The sequence below is a fragment of the Hymenobacter terrestris genome (assembly GCF_013377905.1).
Lineage (GTDB): Bacteria > Bacteroidota > Bacteroidia > Cytophagales > Hymenobacteraceae > Hymenobacter > Hymenobacter terrestris.
Window position 1 is genome coordinate 97,002 of the sequence record NZ_JABKAV010000001.1, and the last position, 21,534, is coordinate 118,535.

Annotated in this window: 21 protein-coding genes, 1 pseudogene and 1 riboswitch; of the genes and pseudogenes, 7 read left to right on the top strand and 15 right to left on the bottom strand. The window is 60.0% G+C overall.

What is annotated here, in order from left to right; genetic code table 11:
* The first annotated feature begins 149 nt into the window (after nucleotides 1-149).
* Together nagB and HW556_RS00415 are read left to right on the top strand one after the other, a co-directional pair.
* Complete coding sequence (gene nagB / locus HW556_RS00410) at nucleotides 150-2,093, top strand: glucosamine-6-phosphate deaminase (protein WP_176896954.1); 1,944 nt, start codon at nucleotides 150-152, stop codon at nucleotides 2,091-2,093.
* 156 nt (nucleotides 2,094-2,249) lie between these two features.
* Complete coding sequence (locus tag HW556_RS00415) at nucleotides 2,250-2,810, top strand: GAF domain-containing protein (RefSeq protein WP_176896955.1); 561 nt, start codon at nucleotides 2,250-2,252, stop codon at nucleotides 2,808-2,810.
* A 26-nt stretch (nucleotides 2,811-2,836) separates the two neighbouring features.
* Here HW556_RS00415 and HW556_RS00420 read toward each other — a convergent pair whose 3' ends face one another.
* From HW556_RS00420 to ruvB, 6 genes and pseudogenes are all read right to left on the bottom strand, one after another.
* Nucleotides 2,837-3,202, bottom strand: a complete 366-nt coding sequence (locus tag HW556_RS00420) for a hypothetical protein (protein WP_176896956.1) — start codon at nucleotides 3,200-3,202, stop codon at nucleotides 2,837-2,839.
* 42 nt (nucleotides 3,203-3,244) lie between these two features.
* Nucleotides 3,245-4,552, bottom strand: coding sequence for a PAS domain-containing protein (locus HW556_RS00425; RefSeq protein ID WP_176896957.1), 1,308 nt, complete (start codon nucleotides 4,550-4,552; stop codon nucleotides 3,245-3,247).
* 34 nt (nucleotides 4,553-4,586) lie between these two features.
* Nucleotides 4,587-4,985, bottom strand: coding sequence for a hypothetical protein (locus HW556_RS00430; protein ID WP_176896959.1), 399 nt, complete (start codon nucleotides 4,983-4,985; stop codon nucleotides 4,587-4,589).
* Between the two features lie 166 nt (nucleotides 4,986-5,151).
* Entirely contained in the window at nucleotides 5,152-5,565 is a 414-nt protein-coding gene (locus HW556_RS00435) for a hypothetical protein (RefSeq protein ID WP_176896961.1), read from the bottom strand.
* A gap of 270 nt (nucleotides 5,566-5,835) precedes the next feature.
* Nucleotides 5,836-6,851, bottom strand: a pseudogene (gene arsB / locus HW556_RS00440) (ACR3 family arsenite efflux transporter).
* A 307-nt stretch (nucleotides 6,852-7,158) separates the two neighbouring features.
* Nucleotides 7,159-8,205, bottom strand: coding sequence for a Holliday junction branch migration DNA helicase RuvB (gene ruvB / locus HW556_RS00445; RefSeq protein WP_176896963.1), 1,047 nt, complete (start codon nucleotides 8,203-8,205; stop codon nucleotides 7,159-7,161).
* A gap of 368 nt (nucleotides 8,206-8,573) precedes the next feature.
* Between ruvB and HW556_RS00450 the strand changes: the two genes are divergently transcribed.
* The gene (locus tag HW556_RS00450) at nucleotides 8,574-9,542 is read left to right on the top strand and encodes a hypothetical protein (RefSeq protein WP_176896965.1); all 969 of its coding nucleotides are present in this window, start codon (nucleotides 8,574-8,576) and stop codon (nucleotides 9,540-9,542) included.
* A gap of 195 nt (nucleotides 9,543-9,737) precedes the next feature.
* Here the strand turns inward: HW556_RS00450 and HW556_RS00455 are convergent, their stop codons facing one another.
* Nucleotides 9,738-10,076 carry an HIRAN domain-containing protein gene (locus HW556_RS00455; protein ID WP_176896967.1) on the bottom strand — a complete coding sequence of 113 codons (339 nt, stop codon included), beginning with the start codon at nucleotides 10,074-10,076 and terminating at the stop codon, nucleotides 9,738-9,740.
* 140 nt (nucleotides 10,077-10,216) lie between these two features.
* On the opposite strand from HW556_RS00455, the gene HW556_RS00460 reads away from it, so the two are divergent.
* Nucleotides 10,217-10,678: a DUF4268 domain-containing protein gene (locus HW556_RS00460; RefSeq protein WP_176896969.1), complete on the top strand. Its 462-nt coding sequence runs from the start codon at nucleotides 10,217-10,219 to the stop codon at nucleotides 10,676-10,678.
* Between the two features lie 88 nt (nucleotides 10,679-10,766).
* On the opposite strand, the gene HW556_RS00465 is transcribed toward HW556_RS00460, so the two are convergent.
* The 3 genes from HW556_RS00465 to HW556_RS00475 all read right to left on the bottom strand — a co-directional run bounded on the left by HW556_RS00465 (nucleotide 10,767) and on the right by HW556_RS00475 (nucleotide 13,048).
* Nucleotides 10,767-11,126 carry a type II toxin-antitoxin system RelE/ParE family toxin gene (locus HW556_RS00465; protein WP_176896971.1) on the bottom strand — a complete coding sequence of 120 codons (360 nt, stop codon included), beginning with the start codon at nucleotides 11,124-11,126 and terminating at the stop codon, nucleotides 10,767-10,769.
* Nucleotides 11,127-11,135: 9 nt separating this feature from the next.
* On the bottom strand, nucleotides 11,136-11,357 hold the full coding sequence (locus HW556_RS00470; protein WP_176896973.1) for a hypothetical protein: 222 nt from the start codon (nucleotides 11,355-11,357) through the stop codon (nucleotides 11,136-11,138).
* Between the two features lie 455 nt (nucleotides 11,358-11,812).
* Nucleotides 11,813-13,048 (bottom strand): acyl-CoA dehydrogenase family protein, encoded by a 1,236-nt coding sequence (locus HW556_RS00475; RefSeq protein ID WP_246289464.1) that lies wholly within the window; start codon nucleotides 13,046-13,048, stop codon nucleotides 11,813-11,815.
* 204 nt (nucleotides 13,049-13,252) lie between these two features.
* Here HW556_RS00475 and HW556_RS00480 point away from each other — a divergent pair, with 204 nt between their 5' ends.
* Nucleotides 13,253-14,992 carry an APC family permease gene (locus HW556_RS00480; protein ID WP_176896974.1) on the top strand — a complete coding sequence of 580 codons (1,740 nt, stop codon included), beginning with the start codon at nucleotides 13,253-13,255 and terminating at the stop codon, nucleotides 14,990-14,992.
* A 120-nt stretch (nucleotides 14,993-15,112) separates the two neighbouring features.
* Here the strand turns inward: HW556_RS00480 and HW556_RS00485 are convergent, their stop codons facing one another.
* Nucleotides 15,113-17,614: a TonB-dependent receptor gene (locus HW556_RS00485; RefSeq protein WP_176896976.1), complete on the bottom strand. Its 2,502-nt coding sequence runs from the start codon at nucleotides 17,612-17,614 to the stop codon at nucleotides 15,113-15,115.
* A 61-nt stretch (nucleotides 17,615-17,675) separates the two neighbouring features.
* Nucleotides 17,676-17,786, bottom strand: a riboswitch (TPP riboswitch).
* Between the two features lie 237 nt (nucleotides 17,787-18,023).
* Here HW556_RS00485 and HW556_RS00490 point away from each other — a divergent pair.
* Nucleotides 18,024-18,257: a hypothetical protein gene (locus tag HW556_RS00490; protein WP_176896810.1), complete on the top strand. Its 234-nt coding sequence runs from the start codon at nucleotides 18,024-18,026 to the stop codon at nucleotides 18,255-18,257.
* A gap of 168 nt (nucleotides 18,258-18,425) precedes the next feature.
* Here HW556_RS00490 and HW556_RS00495 read toward each other — a convergent pair whose 3' ends face one another.
* The 4 genes from HW556_RS00495 to pnuC form a co-directional block, all read right to left on the bottom strand.
* On the bottom strand, nucleotides 18,426-18,854 hold the full coding sequence (locus HW556_RS00495; protein WP_176896978.1) for a GNAT family N-acetyltransferase: 429 nt from the start codon (nucleotides 18,852-18,854) through the stop codon (nucleotides 18,426-18,428).
* A complete protein-coding gene (locus tag HW556_RS00500; protein ID WP_176896980.1) occupies nucleotides 18,847-19,725 on the bottom strand; it encodes an aldose 1-epimerase family protein in 879 nt (292 codons plus the stop codon). The genes HW556_RS00495 and HW556_RS00500 overlap by 8 nt, the downstream gene beginning before the upstream one ends.
* A gap of 103 nt (nucleotides 19,726-19,828) precedes the next feature.
* Entirely contained in the window at nucleotides 19,829-20,383 is a 555-nt protein-coding gene (locus HW556_RS00505; protein ID WP_176896982.1) for an AAA family ATPase, read from the bottom strand.
* Nucleotides 20,384-20,448: 65 nt separating this feature from the next.
* The gene (gene pnuC, locus HW556_RS00510) at nucleotides 20,449-21,075 is read right to left on the bottom strand and encodes a nicotinamide riboside transporter PnuC (RefSeq protein WP_176896984.1); all 627 of its coding nucleotides are present in this window, start codon (nucleotides 21,073-21,075) and stop codon (nucleotides 20,449-20,451) included.
* A 107-nt stretch (nucleotides 21,076-21,182) separates the two neighbouring features.
* Between pnuC and HW556_RS00515 the strand changes: the two genes are divergently transcribed.
* The gene (locus HW556_RS00515; protein ID WP_176896986.1) at nucleotides 21,183-21,506 is read left to right on the top strand and encodes a rhodanese-like domain-containing protein; all 324 of its coding nucleotides are present in this window, start codon (nucleotides 21,183-21,185) and stop codon (nucleotides 21,504-21,506) included.
* Nucleotides 21,507-21,534 lie beyond the last annotated feature (28 nt).

Genomic DNA, 21,534 nt, shown 5'->3' on the forward strand with positions numbered 1-21,534 from the left:
TTCGGCAAGTTTTCACCGCCGGCGTTTCGCTTACCAGAAAGCTTTTGCTTTATTGAGCCGGCACTTACGCAGAAGCGCCTCAGGCATGTAGCGCGAACTGGATTGCGCAAGTCCTGCGCTTGCCTAACAACTTCTCCCCCCCCGGCCCGATGACAAACCCGACTGCTCCCGTTACAACCCGACTTAATCTGCTGGAAGAAACGCGCTTCGAGAAGCAGCCCGTCACGGTGTTTGCCAACCCGCAGCTGGCTTCGATACAGGTAGCCGCACGCATTGCCGATCTTATCCGGCGCAAGCAGCAGCGCAACGAGCCGGCCGTGCTGGGTTTGGCCACCGGGGCCACGCCGGTACAGGTGTACGCCGAGCTGGTGCGCCTGCACCAACAGGAAGGCCTGAGTTTCCGCAACGTCGTCACCTTCAACCTCGACGAGTACTACCCCATGCTGCCCACGGCGCCCCAGAGCTACGTGACGTTCATGCACGAGCACCTGTTCGACCACATCGACATCGAGCCGGAAAACATCCATATTCCTGATGGCACGCTGGCTCCCGAAGACGTGGCCGACTACTGCCTGCGCTACGAGCAGCAGATTGGGCAGGCCGGCGGGCTGGATTTGCAGCTTTTGGGCATCGGCCGCACGGGCCACGTGGGCTTCAACGAGCCCGGCTCGGCCCCCAACTCGGGCACGCGTCTGGTAACGCTCGACGACCTCACCCGCCGCGACGCCTCGCGCGACTTCGGGGGCAAGGAGAGCGTACCCCGCAAAGCCATTACCATGGGCATCGGCACCATTTTCAAGGCCCGCGAGCTGGTGCTGTTGGCCTGGAGCGGCAAAAAAGCTTCCATTGTGAAGAAGGCCGTGGAGGGCGAGGTATCAGGCGAGGTGCCGGCAACCTACCTGCAGCTGGCCCCCAACGTAGAATTTGTGCTCGATGAGGCCGCCGCCGCCGAACTCACGCGCTTCGATACGCCCTGGCTGGTGAAGGACTGCGTATGGAGCGAGCTGCTGATCAGGAAGGCCGTCATCTGGCTTTCCAACACGCTGGGCAAGCCCATTCTCAAGCTCACCGAAGAGGACTACAACAACAACGGCATGGCCGAGCTGGTAACAGAGCGCGGCGCGGCCTACGACATCAATATTGCCATTTTCAACCACCTCCAGCACACCATTACGGGCTGGCCCGGCGGCAAACCCGGGGCCGACGACTCGCAGCGTCCCGAGCGGGCCCTGCCCGAAAAGAAGCGAAGCCTCATCTTCTCGCCCCACCCCGACGATGACGTGATTTCGATGGGCGGCACCTTTATTCGCCTGATTGACCAGGGCCACGAGGTGCATGTAGCCTACCAGACCTCGGGCAACACGGCGGTGTGGGATGATGACGTGCTGCGCTACATGGAATTTGCCATCGACCTGGAAAAGAGCCTGGGCCGCGACGGCCGGGAGTTGCTGAAAGTATACGAGAACATGCGGGCGTTTATCGGGCAGAAGCAGCCCAACCAGGTAGATACCCAGGAAATTCGCAACGTCAAGAGCTATATCCGCAAGAGCGAGGCCATTGCCGGGGCCCGCTACGCCGGCCTGCCCGACAGCCACATCCACTTCCAGGCCCTGCCCTTCTATGAGTCGGGCAAAACGGTGAAGCACCCGGTAACCGATGAAGATATTGCGCTGACCATGCAGCTGCTGCAGGGCATAAAACCGCATCAGGTATTTCTAGCCGGCGACTTTGCCGACCCCAACGGTACGCACATTGTGTGCTTCAACATTGTGGCCGAAGCCCTGCGTCGCCTGAAGGCCACCGAAAGCTGGGTGGCTGACTGCTGGGTATGGATGTACCGCGGGGCCTGGCACGAGTTTCCGGTGCACGAGATTGAAATGGCCGTGCCCCTCTCGCCGCACGAGGTTATGCGCAAGCGCAACGCCATTTTCAAACACCAGAGCCAGAAGGATACGCCCGTGTTTCCGGGCGACGACGCCCGCGAGTTCTGGGTGCGCGCCGAGCACCGCAACCACGAAACGGCCGAGCATTATCACCGTTTGGGCATGGCCAACTACGAGGCGATGGAGGCTTTCGTGCGCTGGCACTTTTAGCCCCGGCAAAGCAGGCATACCGCTCCTACCTGGTTCCGTTTCCCGCTCCAGGCTGCCGGGCTAGTCCATTTTGCAGGAGCTAGCCCGGCAGCCCATGGCCCAGGAAATTGCCCTCATTATTGGTAAATTTCTCCCGCTCTGCCAACTCAACCCGCTATGTCAACTCAGCCTGAACTTACCCTAGAAGCAGCACGCCTGCAGGCCTTAAAGCGCTACGATATCCTCGACACGCCCCAGGATGGCAGTATGAACCGCCTGGCAGGCCTCGCCGCCAGGGTATTCAATATGCCCATTGCCATTATCAGCCTAGTTGATGAAGACCGGATTTGGTTCAAATCGCGCTATGGCTTGGATGCGGAGCAGATTGACCGGGGCGGCGGCCTATGCGACTCGGCCATCCTCTCCGACGAAGTGTACATTGTGGAAGATGCCCGCAACGACCCGCGTACCCTTGCCAACCCACTCGTGGCGGGCGAATTTGGCCTGCGGTTTTACGCCGCCGCCCCGCTACAAACCCACGACGGCTACCGACTGGGCACTTTCTGCCTCATCGACCAGAAGCAACGCTACCTAAACGAAAACCAGAAGCTGGTTCTGCAGGATATGGCGGCCATTGCTATGGATGAGCTTGAGCTGCGACTGGCTGCCCGGCAGGCTGCCCAGGAAAATGAGCGGCAGCTCAACGAACTCCGGCAACAGCTAGACCGCAAATCCTGACCGCTACCCATTTCTCGCTTCGGGATTTAAGCTGCCAGCTTTGGCGGTTGCGTGCTGAGCTGCTGCAACACGGCAACCAGCTCTTCGCCAATCTGCTCAATGCGCGTCAGGCCCCGGCGGGCTTCGTCAATCTGGCCCTGACGGTACTGTGCCGCCAGCTCGCGGCCCGTGTTGAGCAGCTGCTGGAGCAGGCGTTCGGCTTCGCGCACTTCGGGCCGGTCGGGGTAGCGGGGCTTTACCTCGGTGCTCAGCCACAGGCCCAACGCATTGTTTTGCAGCGAGAACAGGTTCTCATCGGCCTCGCGCACTCCGTAGAGCACCGAACGCAGCTGCGACTTAAACAGAATCTGTTTAATGCGGGCTTGCTGAATATCAAGAGTAGTAAGGTCCATGGGTAAGGAAGTGAGCAATATCAAGGGAGCACACTTGCTTACCTAAGAGGCAGCCGGGGGCGTTGGCAACAGGGCTTCTAGCTTGTGGCGGGCCTCCACAAGTTCCGTTACATCGAAGGCAAAGCTGATTATGCCTACAATCTGTCCTTTTTCGCGCAGCGCCTGATAAGAGAAGTCGAAATACCGCTCCTCAATTTGGCCCGTGGCACGCCGGTGAAGCTGCAGCAGCATTTGCTTGCCAAAAAACGGCTCTCCCGTCTGATACACATTGTCGAGCAGCGTGATGTAGCCCTGTTCGGCGGCTTCAGGCACTACCTCCAGCACCGACCGGCCAATCAGGTCGTCGGTGGCGAACAGCTCGTAGTAGGGCGGGTTAGCAAACTCGAAGACGTGCTGCGGCCCCCGGGCAATGCCAATGAGGGCGGGTGCCTGCTGAAACAGGGTGTAAAATGTTTCGCGCTGCGACTGAGCGAGTTGGTAGGCCTGGTATGCCTGATCGGAAAGCACGGCCTGCTCCTCGCTGGCCTGTAGCAGTTCCAGCACCATGAGCTTCTGATCCTGAATATCGACGCTGCAGCCTACCCACATGGTTACGGCGCCCTCGGCATTACGACGCGGGATGCCACGGGCCAATACCCAGCGGTAGTCGCCATCGGCACAGCGCAGGCGGTATTCGGTCTGGTAAGCCTCCCCCGACTCGTAGGCCCCGCGCCAGGCCGCGCCCGCACCGGCACGGTCGTCGGGGTGTACGCCATCAAGCCAGCCGAAATCGGCCTCGGCTTCCAGCGGCTTGCCCGTGAAACTGAGCCAGCGCTGGTTGAAGTAATCGGCCGCCCCATCGGGCTGGGTGGTCCAGACCATAACGGGCAACGACTCGAGAATAAAGCGGGTCCGCTCCTGGCTTTCATGCAGTTCGCGCTCTATGGCCGCGGCCTGCTGCTCGGCACGGTGCTGCGTGGTTACGTCCTCCGTTTTCAGCAGAATGGTCTGGAGCTGGCCCTGGTCGTCGAACTGGGGGTAGTTGGTCGTCTGCCAGTACCGCTCTTCCAGCCCGCCACCCTGCGTGGCGGGGCGCTGCAGGTCGTAGCGGATGCGCGGCATAGTGTGGGCCGTAGCGTGCTGACGTACGTATTCAAGCGAATTGAAAAGCACCTGCCACTCGCTCTGCTCTTCGCGGGGAAAAACATCGAACACATTGCGGCCCAAAATGTTAGCGCGTTCCAGCAGCGTGGTAGTCAGGTATAGGTTGCTGGCGTCCAGAATAGTATGATCGGGCGCTACCAGCATATAATGCTCGGGTAGCTGCCACAAAGAATAGAACGTGCCGGGGGCGGGAAGTGGAGAAGTCATGGCGCGAAAAAAGGAGCAGGCGACGAGCCTTTATTTACATGCGACGGAGCCGCGCGGCAGCTGTGGACAGGTCTTGAAAAGACATAAACGTGATACCGGCGGAGGTCTGCTGCATGGCCAACTCGGCCGACAGTTGGCTGTAGCGCTCGGGCGAGTGTACCCACGAAAAGTAACGGCAGCCCGCGGCATGAAGCTGCGGGAAGAGCACGTCGCTGCCCCATTTGGCCGCATCGGCCCACAGGCCGGACACGTGGGTGTTATCGTTGAGAATTTTAGCGCAGCCTTCCTGCTTTAGCAACTCAAGCAATCGGAGGGCACCAGGCACGATATCTTCATCGGTGAGCCGGCCGTGCCAATCAAGGTATAGCCAGTCGTCGATGTAATTAACGGAAATGGTCAGAACAGGCGTATCGTAAAGGATGCGGTTGGCCATTGCGAAGGGGATTGTGGCAGGTTTACGGCCCCAGCCACGTTGAACTAGGGCAGGCCTGAGGAATGGGTGCGCTGATTTACGATAGATAACTAAAGGCTGCAAATAACCCTTTCTGTCCTATCCCGCCACACAGCAGAGCCGGTTAAGCCACCAGACCAACGGGCACTTACGATACTTGCTGCAGCCACTGTTGCGCCGCCACCTCCGAATCGAATATGCGGTAGGTAAGGGCGGCAACGTGCGCATCGACCGTGAGCTGGCTCGCAGGAAGAAGGGCAATATCTTCTTCGGACAGCAATACGGCGCCATAAATGCGGGCACTGCCCCGCTGCTCGGCTGTAAGCCAGAAGTCAACAATCCATTCGCTTTCCTCGGCTGTAAAGGGCGTCATCAGCCGCTGGTCGCCCAGCAACTTGTTCCAGCCCCGTAGCCGCAGCAACTTGCCGGTATGGGTCAGAAAGGACTGCAGGTAATCGAGCCGACGAGGGCCCGGCTCGTAGATAATATGGGCGTACCCTTCGGGGTGTTCCATAACCCTCCCTACAGGGTTGTTGAAGTAAAGCCGGGAGGCAGCAGGCATGGGCAGCAGGTGATTAGAGCAGGATTTAGAGACGCTAAGCAGTGGCGTAATACTACGGATGCATGTCCCAACACAAGGGGGCACCGGCACCACACATAACCGTCAATTGAAAGGCAATTTAGACATTCCGCCTGAACGTGAAGCAGAATCATTTCGCCGACTTTTTGTGCACTTTCCTGGCTGAGCGCAACAGTAGGCACTCTAAATAGCTGTAAACGAGATTAATCGAGCCTGTTGGCAACCTGCCCGCATACATCAGGTGTGCGGGAGTTATGTACTTGTTTTTACGGGCGAATCGGGGTACCAGCGGCGGCGTAGCCAGAGCGCTACGTTCACCAGGGCAATGAGGGCGGGTACTTCGATAAGTGGCCCGATAACGCCGGCAAAAGCCTGGCCCGAGTTTAGACCAAACACGCCGATGGCTACGGCAATGGCCAGCTCAAAATTGTTGCCGGTGGCCGTAAAAGCAATGCTGGTATTCTCGGCGTAGCTGGCCCCCAGCCATTTGCCGGCAGCAAAGCTGAGCAGAAACATAATGCCGAAGTACAGGGCCAGCGGCAGGGCAATGCGCAGTACGTCCAGGGGCAGCTGCACAATGGTTTCACCCTTCAGGCTGAACATAAGCACAATAGTTAGCAGCAGCGCAACCAGCGTAACGGGACTGATGGCCGGCAGGTAAACCTGCTCGTACCATACCTCACCTTTAAGCCACCGCAACACCCGGCGCGACAAGTAACCCGCCACCAGCGGAATGCCCAGATAAACCAGCACGCTTTGGGCGATGTCGCCGAATGCAATATTCACCGTGTAGCCTTCCAACCCAAAATACGGCGGCAGCACCGTGATAAACAGCCAGGCCAGCCCGGCGGCGTACTCGCGGCTGCCGTCGGCCAGATCATTCCAGACCAGCACCATGGCAATGCAGCGGGCAATACCAATAAAATCAGCCCCATCATGTATTCTGGCTTGTCGGGCAGGAGCCAAATGGCCAGCAGAAAAATGAGCAATGGGCCCACAAGCCAGTTGAGCACCAGCGACAGCCCGATAATGCGCGTGTTGCCGAATACGCTGCGTAGCTCCTCGTAGCGCACCTTGGCCAGCGGCGGGTACATCATCACTATCAGGCCCACGGCCAGTGGCACATTCACGGTGCCCACCGAAAAGTAGCTCACCGCCTCATTGACACCGGGCACCAGATAACCCAATACCACCCCCAGAGCCATGGCCAGAAATATCCACAGCGTCAGGCCCCGGTCGAGCCCGGAAAGTTTTTTTTCGGCCAGCATGGCGGGCCCAGGCGTAGCAGAAGGACGAACTGGTAGCATCAGCGGAGGAGAAAGCAGGCGAGAAGGGTTGGCCAAAGAGGCTGCGTGGGCCGGGCCGGCAGCGTAGCACTGCCGGCCCGGCCACAACGAATAGCCGAAAGTACTGCTCCGGTCATTCCAAAACCCGGTTTCCTTGCTTCCTGATGCCTAAGCGCGATGCACAGCAAACCAAACCCGTCGTTTCAGCACCTTGACCAACCATAAACGGCCCGGCACCTGCCAGCCAAATGGTAGCAGGTGCCGGGCCGTTTATGGTTGGCTACGCAGCCTAACTGAACAGCTCGCCGGTAGATGAGTTGCCGCGCAGGTGCTGGGGCATGAGCCGGCCCAGATGTTCGTAAGCGGCCTCGGTAGCTTCGCGGCCGCGGCTGGTGCGCTTCAGGTAGCCTTCCTGAATCAAAAATGGCTCGTAGACTTCCTCAATGGTTTCGCCCTCCTCGCCACAGGCCGTGGCGATGGTGCTGATGCCTACCGGACCACCTTTGAACTTGTCGATGATGGTGGTCAGGATGCGCTTGTCCATGTCGTCGAGGCCGCGGGCATCTACGTCGAGGGCCGCCAGGGCAAACTGGGCAATGTCCTGCGTGATGGTGCCATTGCCTTTGATCTGGGCGAAGTCGCGGGTGCGGCGTAGCAGGTTGTTGGCGATGCGCGGGGTGCCGCGCGAGCGGCGGGCAATTTCGTAGGCCGCCTCATCATCAATGGGCGTGGCCAGGATTTCGGCCGAGCGGCCCACAATGCTGGTCAGCAGCTTGGCATCGTAGTATTCGAGGCGGGAACTGATGCCGAAACGGGCCCGCAACGGAGCCGTGAGCATGCCCGAGCGCGTAGTAGCCCCAATGAGGGTGAAGGGCGACAGCGAAATCTGCACCGAGCGGGCATTAGGACCCGAATCGAGCATGATGTCGATGCGGTAGTCCTCCATGGCCGAGTACAGGTATTCCTCCACTACCGGGTTCAGGCGGTGAATTTCGTCAATGAAGAGTACGTCGTGCGGCTCGAGGTTGGTGAGCAGGCCGGCTAGGTCGGAGGGCTTGTCGAGTACCGGGCCCGAAGTCATCTTGATGCCCGATTCGAGCTCGTTGGCGATGATGTGCGAGAGCGTGGTTTTACCCAGGCCGGGAGGGCCGTGCAGCAGCACATGGTCGAGGGCGTCGCCGCGGCGCTTGGCGGCGGCCACGAACACCTTCAGATTTTCCACCACTTTCTCTTGGCCGGCGAAGTCGTCGAAGGAAAGTGGCCGCAGGGCCTTGTCAATGTCTTTATCGGTGGCGTCGTAGTGTTCGGTGTCACCCGTCAGGAGCGGTTCGCGCATAAGTCTGGCAATAATTCAGCGTGTCGAAAGGTAACACTTTGCCGCCGGCCTTGGTGCCTTTTTTAGCAAAAAATAGTTGACATCATGGATATAGCTAATTTTATTAGTAATGAAGCTGTTTAGAAAGCCTAAAGAACGTCATGCTGAGCTTGCCGAAGCATCTCTACTGCTTCGCCAGCGGCTTCTCTAACGTAGCGGTAGAGATGCTTCGGCTGCGCTCAGCATGACGTTCTGATTGATTTCGACTACTTTCCAGAAAGCTTCAATTCTGTCCTTACGCCGCCACTTTTTGCCCGCAATGCCTGCGTTGCTACTTCCAATCAGCAGGCCAGGGCTGTACCTTGCAGCCTCAACCCGCTGCCTCGCATATGCCCCCTTCCGATTCCTGGCTCGATACTCTGCCAGCCGATTTCTACGCCCAGCTCACCCACACCCTGAACCTACACGGCATGGCCACGCTGGAGCTGCTGAGCCGGCCCGCCACACCCGCCACCGACCGGATCCGCCAGCTTAGCGGCCTCGATACAGCTACCGTACAGCGGCTCAACGGCATAAGTAGCCATGCGCAACTGCTGGCGGCTTTGCGGCAGGAGCCGCTGGCCGTGTACCACCTGCTGCTGCTGGGGGGCCTGACGCTGGAAACCAGCCTGGCCGCGCCGGTGCTGGCCTATGTGCGGCAGGCTATGGGTATTACTGAAGAACAACTGGGGCAGTTGCTCGCTTACTGCCAGCAGTTGAGCGGGGCTTTTCTGGGGCAGTTGGAGGAGCATGTAGCGGCCCCGGCAGGCGCGGCTTCGCTGGGCCTGCATCGGCTGGCAGTTGAGGAGGCTTTTGCAGGTTTTTTGGCCGCGCAAATGGCCGCCCGGCCCGTGGCCGAGTTGCGGCCGTTGCCGCCGCAGCTGCACATTATGCGCTTGGCGCTGCTGTTGGCCGTCAGCCTGCCGCAGGACACCGACCACCCGTTTGCGCAGGCTGTGCAGGCACTGCCCCACCTGCAGCCCGCCACTCTGGAGCCCCTTATTGCCCGGCTCGGCCATGCGCAGCCTCACGAGCCGCTGCCGCTCAGCATGCCCGAAGTGGTGCAGCTTTACCAGGCCCTGCAGGTATGCGGCATGGTGTTCGTGTCGGATTTAATGAGCCACATCGGGCTGGAGGACTCCTTCCCGACCTTGTCGGAAGAAGAGCGCCGGGCCAGCGAGCCGGCCCCGGCCAGCAACCGTGAGGCCGTAGGTAGCATTGTGAGCGGCTTTACGCAGTGGGTGCAACAGCACTTCCCCGACCACCCCGAAATAGCACTGGCCCGGCAGCAAGTGCTGGCCCTAGCCGATGAGCTGTAGGCGGTGAACTGTTAACATTGAGCAGTAGAAGCACTATTATAAAACTGTCATGCTGAGCGAAGGCGCAGCCGTAGTCGAAGAATCTCTACTGCTAAAGTATTTCCCGACGACAGGATTACTATGGTAGTAGAGATACTTCGACTGCGGCTGCGCCTTCGCTCAGCATGACTGTTCTTATACAGTTCCTGATTCGTCCTACTGGGCCAGCAGCACTTCAATTTCCAGGTGCAGCCACTCATCTTCCCAGGCTTTGTGGGTGAGGCGAGCCGAGAGTGGGTAGCCGGCGTCGAGCAGACGAGCGACGGTTTCGTTGCGGCCTTCGGGCAGGTAGCCGAGCCAGAACGCCTCGCCGGGGCCGCTGGTGAGCACGCGCACGGCCCAGTCGTCGTAGGAGCTGTCGGCTTCGCGGGTGAGGGCCAGCGGCTGGCCGGGTTGCAGCGTAGGTTCGAACTCGCGCAGGCCGGGGCGATGAGTGGTGCCGGCCACGAGGCATTCGAGTAGTACCAGGGCGTTGGCGGGGGTAGAATCGGACATGGAGCAGGGAGGCGTAGTGAGGCTCTAAACTACGCAGCAAAACGGGTTTGCGCAGCTACGGGTTGGGCAACCCGACAGCACGGGGCGCGTTTGCCCGGGTTCGGCCGGCCTCTTTCGCCCGCCCGCTACCTTTGCCGCCTATGTATAGCAAAACCGAAGCTACCCAGCTCCGCCAGGCCTTTTGGACCACGCTGGGCCAGTACATGCAGCCCGTGCCCTCGGCCGACGGCGGGCCGGTGAACTGGATGAATTACAAAACCGGCCTCAAGCACGTGTATTTCCGCCTGCACGCCGATAACCGCCACGCCACCGTCAGCATCGAAATAACGCACCCCGACGAAGGCCTGCGCGAGCTGTTCTTCGAGCAGTTTCGGGAGCTACGGGCTATGCTGGAAGAAGCCACCGGCGAAACCTGGACTTGGGAGCCAACCGCCATCAATGAAAGCGGGCAGCCGCTGGCCCGCATCTACCGCGAGCTGCGCCCCGCCAACCTGTTCTCCCGCGACGACTGGGCCCGGCTCATCCCTTTCTTTAAGCCCCGGCTAATGGCCCTCGATGAGTTCTGGAGTACAGGGCAGTATGCTTTTGATGATTTGCGGTAGGGCGACGGGTAGACACCTCGACTGGAGACAAAAACGGCCGCTCTGTTTCCAGAACGGCCGTTTTTAAACTGTGCAAGACGCCAGTATATCACTCATCCGGGAAATCATCCGGCACCGCTTTCAATAACTGCCGAATTTCCTCTCGCCCAATTGACGCAACCTCTGACTTATCATAGATTGAGAGTAGAAAAACCCACTCGGTCCCGGTTTGCGCGTCCACTACCCGCCGGTAGGTGATAACCCGCGCCCCGCCGCTTTTGCCTTGGCCTTTACTGGCAATAGCCACCCTTATTTTATAGCAGTCCCGCCCCAACGGCTCCCCTAAAGCGGGATGTGCCAGTAGAGCGGTTCCAAGAACTGCCAGCTCAGATTTCAACGAGCGGTACCGCTTTACTAAAGGCTTAGCCTCGCGCTTGAAGTTAGCCGTGGCAATGACGCGAACGGGCACGGCGGGCGGTTAAAGCGAATCCAGAAAATCGTGCAAATCCTCGCCCGGCTGCTCTCCGGCTTCGATAGCGCGAGTTTCTAGCACCGCACTGCGCATACCTTCCAGCACCTCGTCGCGGCAACGAAGCTGGGCGTAATATGCTTCCAACTCCTTCCACCTTGCGATGGGAATGACGACGGCTTCGGGCTTGCCGGTTTCGTCGGTTAAGTAATGCAATGCTTGCGCCGCCATAGTCGAGGAGGATTGAGATGATTTACTTGAATGTCTGGATGCCCGTAATATCGGCGCCAGTAACCAGCAGGCTGTTGTCGTGGGTAATAGCAAACACCAACTACACTTCACTTATCCTCGTCTTCAAGCACCCACATCCTTTTTACCAGCCAGAGAACAAAACCAACTCCCAACCAAATAAAGGGCAACACAAGAAAGCGCATTATACATAAGCCCCCATCGCAACCGCCGCCAGCAGTGCTATCTAAATATGCGCCCGAAGCCAAGTAGCTAATCACACCCCACGCTAGTAACCAAGCACATCCAGTGAAAAAAGAGGTAATCCAGGATTCCTTTTGACCAGCGGTTGACGAGCGTGAGTTAGATTGTGCTAGTCCAATGGTAAGCGCCACTAAGCCAACTACTACTATTGTGAAGAGCGTCTCCATTTAAAGGTGGCTGGCTACATTTCGCGCTTACTTGAACGCCTGAATGCCGGTAATATCGGCGCCCGTAATCAGCAGGTGGATGTCGTGGGTGCCTTCGTAGGTGAGGACCGATTCGAGGTTCATCATGTGGCGCATGATGGGGTACTCGCCGGTGATACCCATGCCGCCGTGAATCTGGCGGGCTTCGCGGGCAATGTGCAGGGCAATTTCGACGGAGTTGCGCTTGGCCATCGAAATCTGGGCGCTGGTGGCTTTGCCTTCGTTTTTGAGCACGCCCAAACGCCACACCATCAGCTGGGCTTTGGTGATTTCGGTAATCATTTCGGCCAGTTTTTTCTGCTGCAGCTGGAAGGCGGCAATCGGCTTGCCGAACTGCTCGCGCTCCAGGCTGTACTTGAGGGCCGATTCGTAGCAATCAATAGCCACGCCGATGGCGCCCCAGGCAATACCGAAACGGGCCGAGTCGAGGCAGCTGAGAGGACCTTTGAGGCCGTCGATGCCGGGCAGCAGGTTTTCCTTGGGCACCTTCACGTTGTCGAATACCAGCTCGCCGGTGGTGCTGGCGCGCAGGCTCCACTTGTTGTGGATTTCGGGCGTCGTGAAGCCTTCCATGCCGCGCTCCACGATGAGGCCCTTGATGCGGCCGCTTTCATCCTTGGCCCACACCACGGCCACCTGGCACTCGGGCGAGTTGGAAATCCAGAGCTTGGCGCCATTCAGCAGGTAGTAGTCGCCCTTGTCTTCGATGCGCGTAACCATGCCGCCGGGGTTGGAGCCGTGGTCGGGCTCGGTCAGGCCGAAGCAGCCGAGCCACTCGCCGCTGGCCAGCTTGGGCAGGAATTTCTTGCGCTGCTCCTCCGAGCCGTAGGCGTAAATCGGGAACATCACCAACGAGCCCTGCACCGAGGCCGTGGAGCGCATGCCGGAGTCGCCGCGCTCAATTTCCTGCATAATCAGGCCGTAGCTGATGTAGTCGAGGCCGCCGCCGCCGTACTCGGTGGGGATGGTGGGGCCGAACGCGCCGACATCCCCGAACTTGCGCACGATTTCGCTCGGGAAATGCGCCTGCTGGGCCCACTGCTCGATGTTGGGGCTGATTTCCTTTTTTACGAAGTCGCGAATGCTCTGGCGGATGAGCTTGTGCTCTTCGGTCAGCAGGCCGTCGAGGTCGAAATAATCGGTAAAACCGGCCGCGTTGGTAGAGCCGCGCTGGGCGGAGTGGGCTTTGGCCTGGGGCGAGAGAACGTCAGCTTCGGAGGACATAAGGCGTGGGCTATCGAGTGGGAATCAAGTTCAAAGATAGGACTTTCCGGGTGCAGAACAGCCTACCGGGGCCGATGGTTCGGCCAGCGGCGGGCCGGAAAAGCTGTAACTTAACCTGCCGGATAGTCGGGTTGGCTTTTTTCCCGTATCTAGTTTTCAACCCTATTTTCAACCGCCGTCTCCCTTCTCCCGCCCTTCCTTCCTATGAGCGAACACAAGAAGCTAACCGAACTAGAAGCCACCGCCATATGCGGCAACGATATTTCCTCCTCCTGCCTCTACGTTTCAGCCCTGGCCATTGCCTACGCCGGCCAGTACGCCTTCGTGGCCCTGCTGATTGTAGCGGCGGTGCTATTTCTATTTCGTAAAATATACGGCGAAGTGGTGGGTGCGCTGCCCCTCAACGGCGGGGCCTACAACGTGCTGCTCAACACAACCAGCAAGCGCAACGCCGCTATGGCCGCCTGCCTCACCATCCTCTCCTACATGGCTACGGCGGTTATTTCGGCCGCCGAGGCCATGCACTATCTGCACACGCTCTGGGATGGGTTCAACATCAACCTGGGCACGCTGGGGCTACTGGGGCTGTTTCTGGCCCTCACCATCCTAGGCATATCCGAGTCGGCGAAGGTAGCGGTGGCCATTTTCCTGACCCACTTGGTTTCGCTCACGGTACTGGTGGGCACTGTTATCTGGTTCATGTTCACCCACGACACGAGCACACTTTCGCTCAACTTCTCAGCCCCCATTCCCGGCGGCAGCCTCGCCACGGCCCTTTTCTTCGGTTTCAGCGCGGCCATGCTGGGTATTTCGGGCTTCGAAAGCTCGGCCAACTTCGTGGAGGAACAGGCCCCCGGCGTGTTTGCCAAAACCCTGCGCAATATGTGGATCGTGGTGAGCTTTTTCAACCCGGTTATTGCCTTTCTGGCCATTGCCGCGCTGCCCATCATTCAGGTAGAGGAGCACGCCGAAACGGTGCTTTCGTATCTGGGCACCGTGGCCGGCGGCCCGTGGCTGGGTACGCTCATCTCTATCGATGCCGTGGCCGTGCTCAGCGGGGCCGTGCTCACGAGCTTTGTGGGCGTGAGCGGCCTGATGAAGCGCATGGCCCTGGACCGGATTTTGCCCCAGTTTTTCCTCAAGGAAAACGCCCGAAAAAGCAATTACGTCATCCTGGTCACGTTTTTCCTGCTCTGCACGTCGGTGCTCTTTATTACCAACGGCGACATCAAGCCGCTGGCAGGCGTGTACACCATCTCGTTTCTGTCGGTGATGGCGCTGTTTGCCATTGGCAACTTCCTGCTCAAAAGCAAGCGCCCCAACCTGCCGCGCCCGGTGTATGCCGGTATTATAACAGTTACGGTGGCACTCATAAGCGTACTGGTGGCCCTATACGGCAATGTGCAGCTGAACCCCAGGTTTCTGATTGTCTTTCTGCAGTACTTCCTGCCCTCGATGGCCGTGGTGTACATCATGCTCAACCGGGCCTCTATTCTGGAGCTGGTTCTGGCCGCCGCCAACTCGTTTGCCCACAAATATCCGGGGGTTTCGCGCTTCAGCCGTCTGCAGGTGCAAAAGGCCACCCGCGAGCTGCACCAGCAGGAATTCGTGTTTTTCACCAAGGGCGACAACGTGTCGAATCTTAATAAGGTGATGGCCTACGTGGTGGAAAACGAGTTTACCAACCGCCTCAAAATCGTGACGCTGCTCCGCGAGGGCGAAACCTACCCGCCCGAGCTGCTCAAGGACATTGAGGTGCTCGACCGGGCCTATGAACAGATTCGGGTGGACTTCGTGGCCATGCCGGGCCACTTTGGCCCCGAGCTTATCGACCGACTCTCCGAAGAGTGGAACGTGCCCAAAAACTTCATGTTCATCGGCTCGCCCGGCGACCGGTTCCCCTACCAGATTTCCGAGCTGGGCGGGGTACGCCTAATCATTTGATCACGGATTTTTAGACGACTAAAAAGGCCGCCTCAGTTGAGGCGGCCTTTCAGTTTCAGCAAGTGTTCGAACATCAGAGCGGCCCGTTCCCAGATGATGGTCCGTCTACAAAATCCATGATCAGAATTTAGCCCCTACCGATACCAGAAAGTTGCGGGTGGCCTGAGGATAATACCAGTTGAACGTTTGCTGGCGGCCGTCGGCGCCGGGGTAACCGTAGGTGTAGCCATTGGCTACGTAGCGGCGGTTGAGCACGTTGTTTACCAGCAGGCCCAGCTCTATCTCCTTGATGGACACGGGCCGGATGGTGTACCGCAGCCGGAAATCGAGCACCTGATAAGGACTGATGCGGCGGTCTTCGCTCGTGGTGTTATCGAGGTACTGGCGGCTAACGGTTTTGTAGAGCAGCGCCGCCCGCAGGCCCGGCACGGCGGCCAGCGGCTGGGCCTCCAGCGTATGGGCCGATACCACCGAAGGCGAATAGGAAATGGTGGTAGTGCGCGCTTCAGCCGCCATAACAGGGTTGTAGTCGGCGTCGTAGGTGATGGCGCGGTAGTCGAGTATGCGGTTGCGGCTGAGCGTGAGCGTGCTGCTAAGGCTGACGCGGTTCTGCAGAGCGGCGGCCGCGCCGGTTAGCTCCAGGCCGGTGCGGTAGCTGCGCGGGGCGTTGGTGCGCAGGGCCGTGCCCACATCGTTGAGCTGGCCGGTAGCCACCAGCTGGTTGCGGTAATGCATGTAGAAATAGTTGGCCTCTAAGGTCACCGAGCCACCCGCCCCGAGCAGGTTCACATCGGCTTTGCGCAAGCGGTAGCCCGCTTCGAAATCGTTGAGGCGCTCGGCCTTAGCGCTCTGGTCGCCGGTGGGGCGGTCGGTGAAATCGGAGCGCACCGGCTCGCGCTGGCCCACAGCGAAGCTGGCGTAGAGCTGCTGGCCCGCTGCCAGCGCGAAGGTAGCGCCGGCTTTGGGGTTGAAGAAGGTGTAACGGGCGCGGGTAGTTACGTCGTTCTGGTCGTCTTCGAGCCCGTCAATTGCATAGTCGATGTGGCGCACCTGCACGTCGCCGTACACCCCGAGCTTGGGCAGCACCTGCCAGGTGGCGCGGGCGTAGGCGTTGTAATCGGTTTTGGTGGCGTCGTTGAAGTAATAGCGGTGGCGGATGTTGCCCGTGGAGGCAAACCGAGCCCAGATGACCTCGCCGTAGTGGTCGTTCACGAAGCGGTTCCAGGCCCCGCCCACCGTGGCCTGCAGCCGGTCGTTGCTTTTGGGCTGGTAGTTGAGCGCGAACGTGCCGCCGTAGAAGTAGTTATCCAGCCACTTGCGGTCTACAAGGTCGGTGCGGGCAATGGTGGTGTCGCCGAGGACCACGTTGGGCAGCTGATAGTTGGCCAGGCGGCGGTTGGCCCGGAAGCTCTCGTAGTAGCCGAACCCGCGGGTGAGGTGAAGGGCCGCACCCAGGCTCCAGTCGGCACCCAGGGCCTGCGAGAGGTGCAGCTGGTAGTGGTTTTGCTGGTAGTTATCGGTCTGGTTGTCGTAGGTGTAGTAGCTGTAGCGGCGGCCTTCGCGGCGCACCCGCTCGGCATCGGCCGCGCTCAACTCCCCATTCTCCACGTATTGCTGCAACAGGGCCTCATTGCCGGTGATGGCCGGCTCGGGCACGCCGTTCCAGGCCTGGTAGGTTTTCTCGCGGCCCGAAAACGTGATGAACTTTACCAGCGTGTTCTTGCCCTGGTAGCCGGCGGCCAGATAGTACGACTTCAGATCGGAAGCTGCCCGATTCATGTACCCATCGGTACTGATGCGCGAGAGGCGGCCGTCAACCGTAAAGTGCTTCCCCAGCAAACCGGTACCGAACTGGGCCGTGTTTTTCCAGGTATTGAAGGAGCCGTACGAGTTGCTGGTTTCGCCGTAGGCATCGAGGCGGTTGTCGAGCGTACTGATGTTGAGGCTGGCCCCGAAAGCGGCCCCGCCGTTCTGGCTCGTGCCCACACCCCGCTGAATCTGGATGGAGCTGATGGAGGAGGACAAATCGGGCAGGTTCACCAGAAACGAGCCGTGCGACTCCGCATCATTGAGCGGAATGCCGTTGATGGTCATGTTGATGCCCGTATTGCTCGTGCCCCGGATGCGGATATCGGTGTAGCCCACGCCTGCCCCGGCATCCGACGTAACCACCACCGAAGGCGTCTGATCGAGCAGATAAGGCAGATCCTGGCCGAAGTTACGCTTGGCGAGGTCCTGCTTGCCCAGGTTGGTGTAGGCGGTAGCAGTGCGGTCGGAAGCACGCTGGGCCGTTACGAGCGCGTCGCCGGTGAGCACTCCGCCGGGCTGCAGGCGGGCCGCTATGCGCTGGGCCTCGGCCTGGCCCTGCAGAGTCTGCACAAAGGCTTCGTAGCCCACAAACGTGATGCGCAGCTCGTGCTGGCCGGCCGGCACGGCGGCCAGGCTGAAAGCGCCAGCCGCATTAGTGGTGCCGCTAGGGGTGCCGTCGAGTAGCACAGTGGCGCCGGGCAGCGGCTGCCCAGTGCGGGTGTCGGTAATGGTGCCGGCCACGGGCCCCTGGGCCCAGGCCACGCCAGACGATAACCCCAAAAGGGCCAGTCCGGTGGTTAGTACTTTTTTCAAAAGTGAAAAAATAGAAAAAGTGGAACGTGCCCAGGGCCAGGGGTCGGCCCCCGTGGGCGTTTCGCTCGCGGATCGTTTGTTCCCTTCGCCGGCATTACCCGAATCAGGTTCAATGGGTATGATCTCAGCCTTATTGCTACTCGCGTAGCTTGGGGCACCCCTAAACTGTGCGGCGAAGGTACGCCACTAAATCTGGTTTCGGCGGGCCAGGCGCGGCCAATTGGCGCAAAAAGGGCTGGCACCTTCGTTTTCTACTGACAATCAGTTATCTTAGAAATACGCCCCGCCCACTATGGCAATCCGGACAAAAACCCGGGCACGCTAAAAACAAGCTGGGGCCACTGCCCGTTGCAGTAAATAGCCTGTTCGGTTCAGGAGCCCTTCTAGTTCCTTTTCAGCCTCCCGTGCCATGTCCGTTCCCAGCCTGCTGTATATGCTCGTCGCGCTTCTTTTTGCCGCCTTTGTGTTACTGATGCCCGGCCGCCGCCTGCGCCAGCCGCCGGCTCCCGGCAACGACGACGACAGTGGCGGCGGCGAACCAATCGACGATGGCATGCCCGATTTTGACCTGCCCCCCGGCATCTCGCGCCCCATCAACGACTGGGAGCCCGACTACAACCGCCGCCCGGTGATTAGGGATTAGGGATTAGGGATTAGGAAGAGCACGTCATTCAGAGCGAAGCGAAGAATCTCGCGTGCCACAGTACCCCCTTACGATAGGGAGTTACTGTGGCACGCGAGATTCTTCGCTTCGCTCTGAATGACGTACTTTGATTTAACCAGCCCCTACTACTGATTTAACCGGCGCCTACTACAAATCTCTGGCCATCAGAATATACGGTTCGGTGCCGCGGTAGATGCGGTTGCCTTCGGGCTCCAGCTTGAAGGCGCGGTAGAACGCCTCGTTACGGGCGCGGGCGTCGCACCAGAGGCGGCGGGCACCACGGCGGCGGGCTTCGTTGATGACGTGGCGCAGCAGTTGCGAGCCGATGCCCTGGCCCTGACAGTCGGGGCGGGTGGCGAACTTGCGGAACCGGGCCACGCTGCCATCAATAAACAGCGAGATAACCGAAACCAGCTTACCATTGCGGAAAGCGCCAAAGTGCAGGCCTACCGCGTCGTTGCCCAGCTTGATGTAGGAAACCGGCTCGCCGGGCCAGAGTACCTGGTGGCGCAACTCATACGTTTCGTCTGCCGAAATGGCCCGGATGGTGATGTCGGAAGTAGTGGTATCAGGCAATGGTGAGACTATAAGAAGTGATAAACTGCTGGCCGGTATTCAGGCTCATTATGCCCTGCTTATCGGCCAGCTCGACGGGTGCACCCACGCTGCCCGCCAGCCCGTGCCAGGGCTCGATGCAAACGAATTCAGCACCCGGGCCCGCCGTCCAGAGGCCCAGGTAGGGAAAACCCTCGAAGCGGGCCCGCACGCTGTGGCCCGAGCGCCGGCTGCGCATCGTGAGGCTGGTGAAATCGAAGTGCTGAAAGACCAGCGCATCCTGGGCAAATAGCTCGTAGCTAAGCGGAAGAACGGTTTCCTGGTGCAGCAGCGGCGCCGTTTTGCCACTAAACAGGCCGTTTTCCAGCAGGTGCCGGTCGAGACTGACGGAGTGGTCGAAAACGAATTCGTAGTCATCGAAGGTTTCGCCGGGCAGCAACGGGCAGCGAAATGCCGGATGCGCCCCGATGCTGAACAGCAGCTCCGCCGAATCCGGGTTTTCGACCTCCCAGCCCACCGTGAGCGTGGAGCCAGCCAGCCGGTAGCTGATGCGCAGCGCAAACCCAAACGGATACAGGGCCCGGCTGGCAGCATCGTCGCGCAACTCAAACGTCAACTCGAACTCGCTGCGGTGCAACAGCGCAAACTCCCGGTCGCGGGCGAAACCGTGCTGGCCCATCTCGTAGGTCTGGCCCTGGTAGCGGTACTGGTTGTCGGGCAGGCGGCCCACCACCGGAAACAACACCGGCGCGTGGCGGCCCCAGTAGGCGGGGTCGGCCTGCCAGATATACTCCAATTCTCCATCCTCACCAAGGTGCACAAAGCTGGTCAGCTCGGCCCCACGGGTGTTTACCTGAACGCGGCAGTGCTCGTTTTCGAGGGTATGAATCATTGCAACACCTGTTTTATTCTCTGATAATCATAGCGCTGATTTCATCATCCCAGCATCCCAACCCATTTGCTACCGGGCAAACAACGGCAGCCGCCCCGTAAAGTTACTCCGGCGCTTCCTCGGACCGGGGCTGGCGGCTAAGCAGCTCATCAATATGAAAGCAGGACTGCTCGAAACGATGGGCGGGCGGGCCGCTTATTTCGGCAAAGTTCGACAGTTGGCCGCGGAGTTCGCGCTGGTAAAGCGTATAAAAATGATTGCGGTGCTGCGGATGCTCGCGCAACGGGTCGGCCTCCCAGGGCAGATCCACGTTCAGCAGCAGTACCAGCGCATACTCCTGCTGCTCCATCCGGCGCAGAATCCAGTCGGGGCAGTAGCCGAAGGAGTGCTCGGCCCATATTTTTATCACCAGCAAATCGGTGTCGCAGAACACCAGCGGCTGGCCCAGGCGTTGGGCTTCGGCTACCGCCTGCTCCTCGGCCTGCAGCTGGCCGCGGGCAATGTCCTCCAGGTCGGCCAAGGTGTAGCCGGGGGGGCGGCCGGTGAGGTAGGCGCGGGCATACTCGGGGGCCCAGGCCGTGTGGTAATGCACGGCCAGCAGGCGGCTCAAGGTGGTTTTGCCCGTCGATTCGGGGCCGGTGAGGGCAACGCGCAGCATCAGCGGGCTGCTCCGGGAAACGGAAAATCGGCTGGCAGAAAGTGTACTGGTTTTTTCATAGCAGGTCAGGCAGAAAGCGGAACGGAGCAAGTGGCGTGTTGGCGCAGCGCCCGCCGCCACTCCAGGTAGCCATACACAGCCAAGCCGAGGTAGAGCACGTACAGGGCGCTGGTGGGGAAGAGTTGCTTGTGCCAGAGAATGGGCACGTAGATAATATCAACCACAATCCAGATAAGCCAGTTTTCGAGGCGTTTGCGGATGAGCAGAAACTGCCCGGCCAGGCTGCCGGCCGTCGTGAAAGCGTCCCAATGGGGCAGCGCGGCGTCGGTGTGGTGCTGCAGGTAGTAGCCCACGCCCAGCGTGTAGGCGGCCACAAAAGCCGCACAGCCCACCCACTCGCGCATAGGCGTGCGCGTTACGGGCAGCTCCGAGCGGTTGCGCCCGCCGTACAGCCACTGGTACCAGCCCAGCGCCGCCAGCCCGATAAACAGCACCTGCAGAAAGGCATCGGAGTAGAGCGTGGCCCCCGAGTACACCACCACATACAGCGCGCAGCTGACGATGGCGACCGGAAAATTCCAGAGCGACTCGCGGGCCGCCAGCCACACGCAGGCAAATCCCGTCACGACGGCCACCCATTCGAGCGGGCCGTTGCCGGCCGCCGCGGTCCAGAGTCTGTACAGTTCTTCCAATTCGGTTTCAGCAGATGAATTGCACCGGCTCCGTACGGGCCGGTTGGTCAAAGCTAACCAGCGGCGGGGTAATTTTACGGTTGCTACCGCTTTTTAGCCCTTACCCAATGCTGCCCGAACTCACGCCCGAAGCCCTGCATGCCCGCCTGCAAAGCGGCGAAAACCTCCAGCTCATCGACGTGCGCCAGCCCGATGAGTACGCCTTCTGCCGCATCGAAGGCAGCCTGCTGATTCCGCTGGGCGAGTTAGCGTCCCGCGCCGACGAGGTGCCCGACGACCGGCCCGTGGTCCTCATTTGCCACCACGGCGTGCGCTCGATGCAGGCGCTGGCCTACCTGCAGCACCGCCACGAGCACACCAACCTGCTGAACCTGCGCGGCGGCATCGACGCCTGGAGCCGGCGGGTAGATGCTTCGGTGGCGCTATATTAGGGACTGTGGCCAAGGTGTTATAAGACGG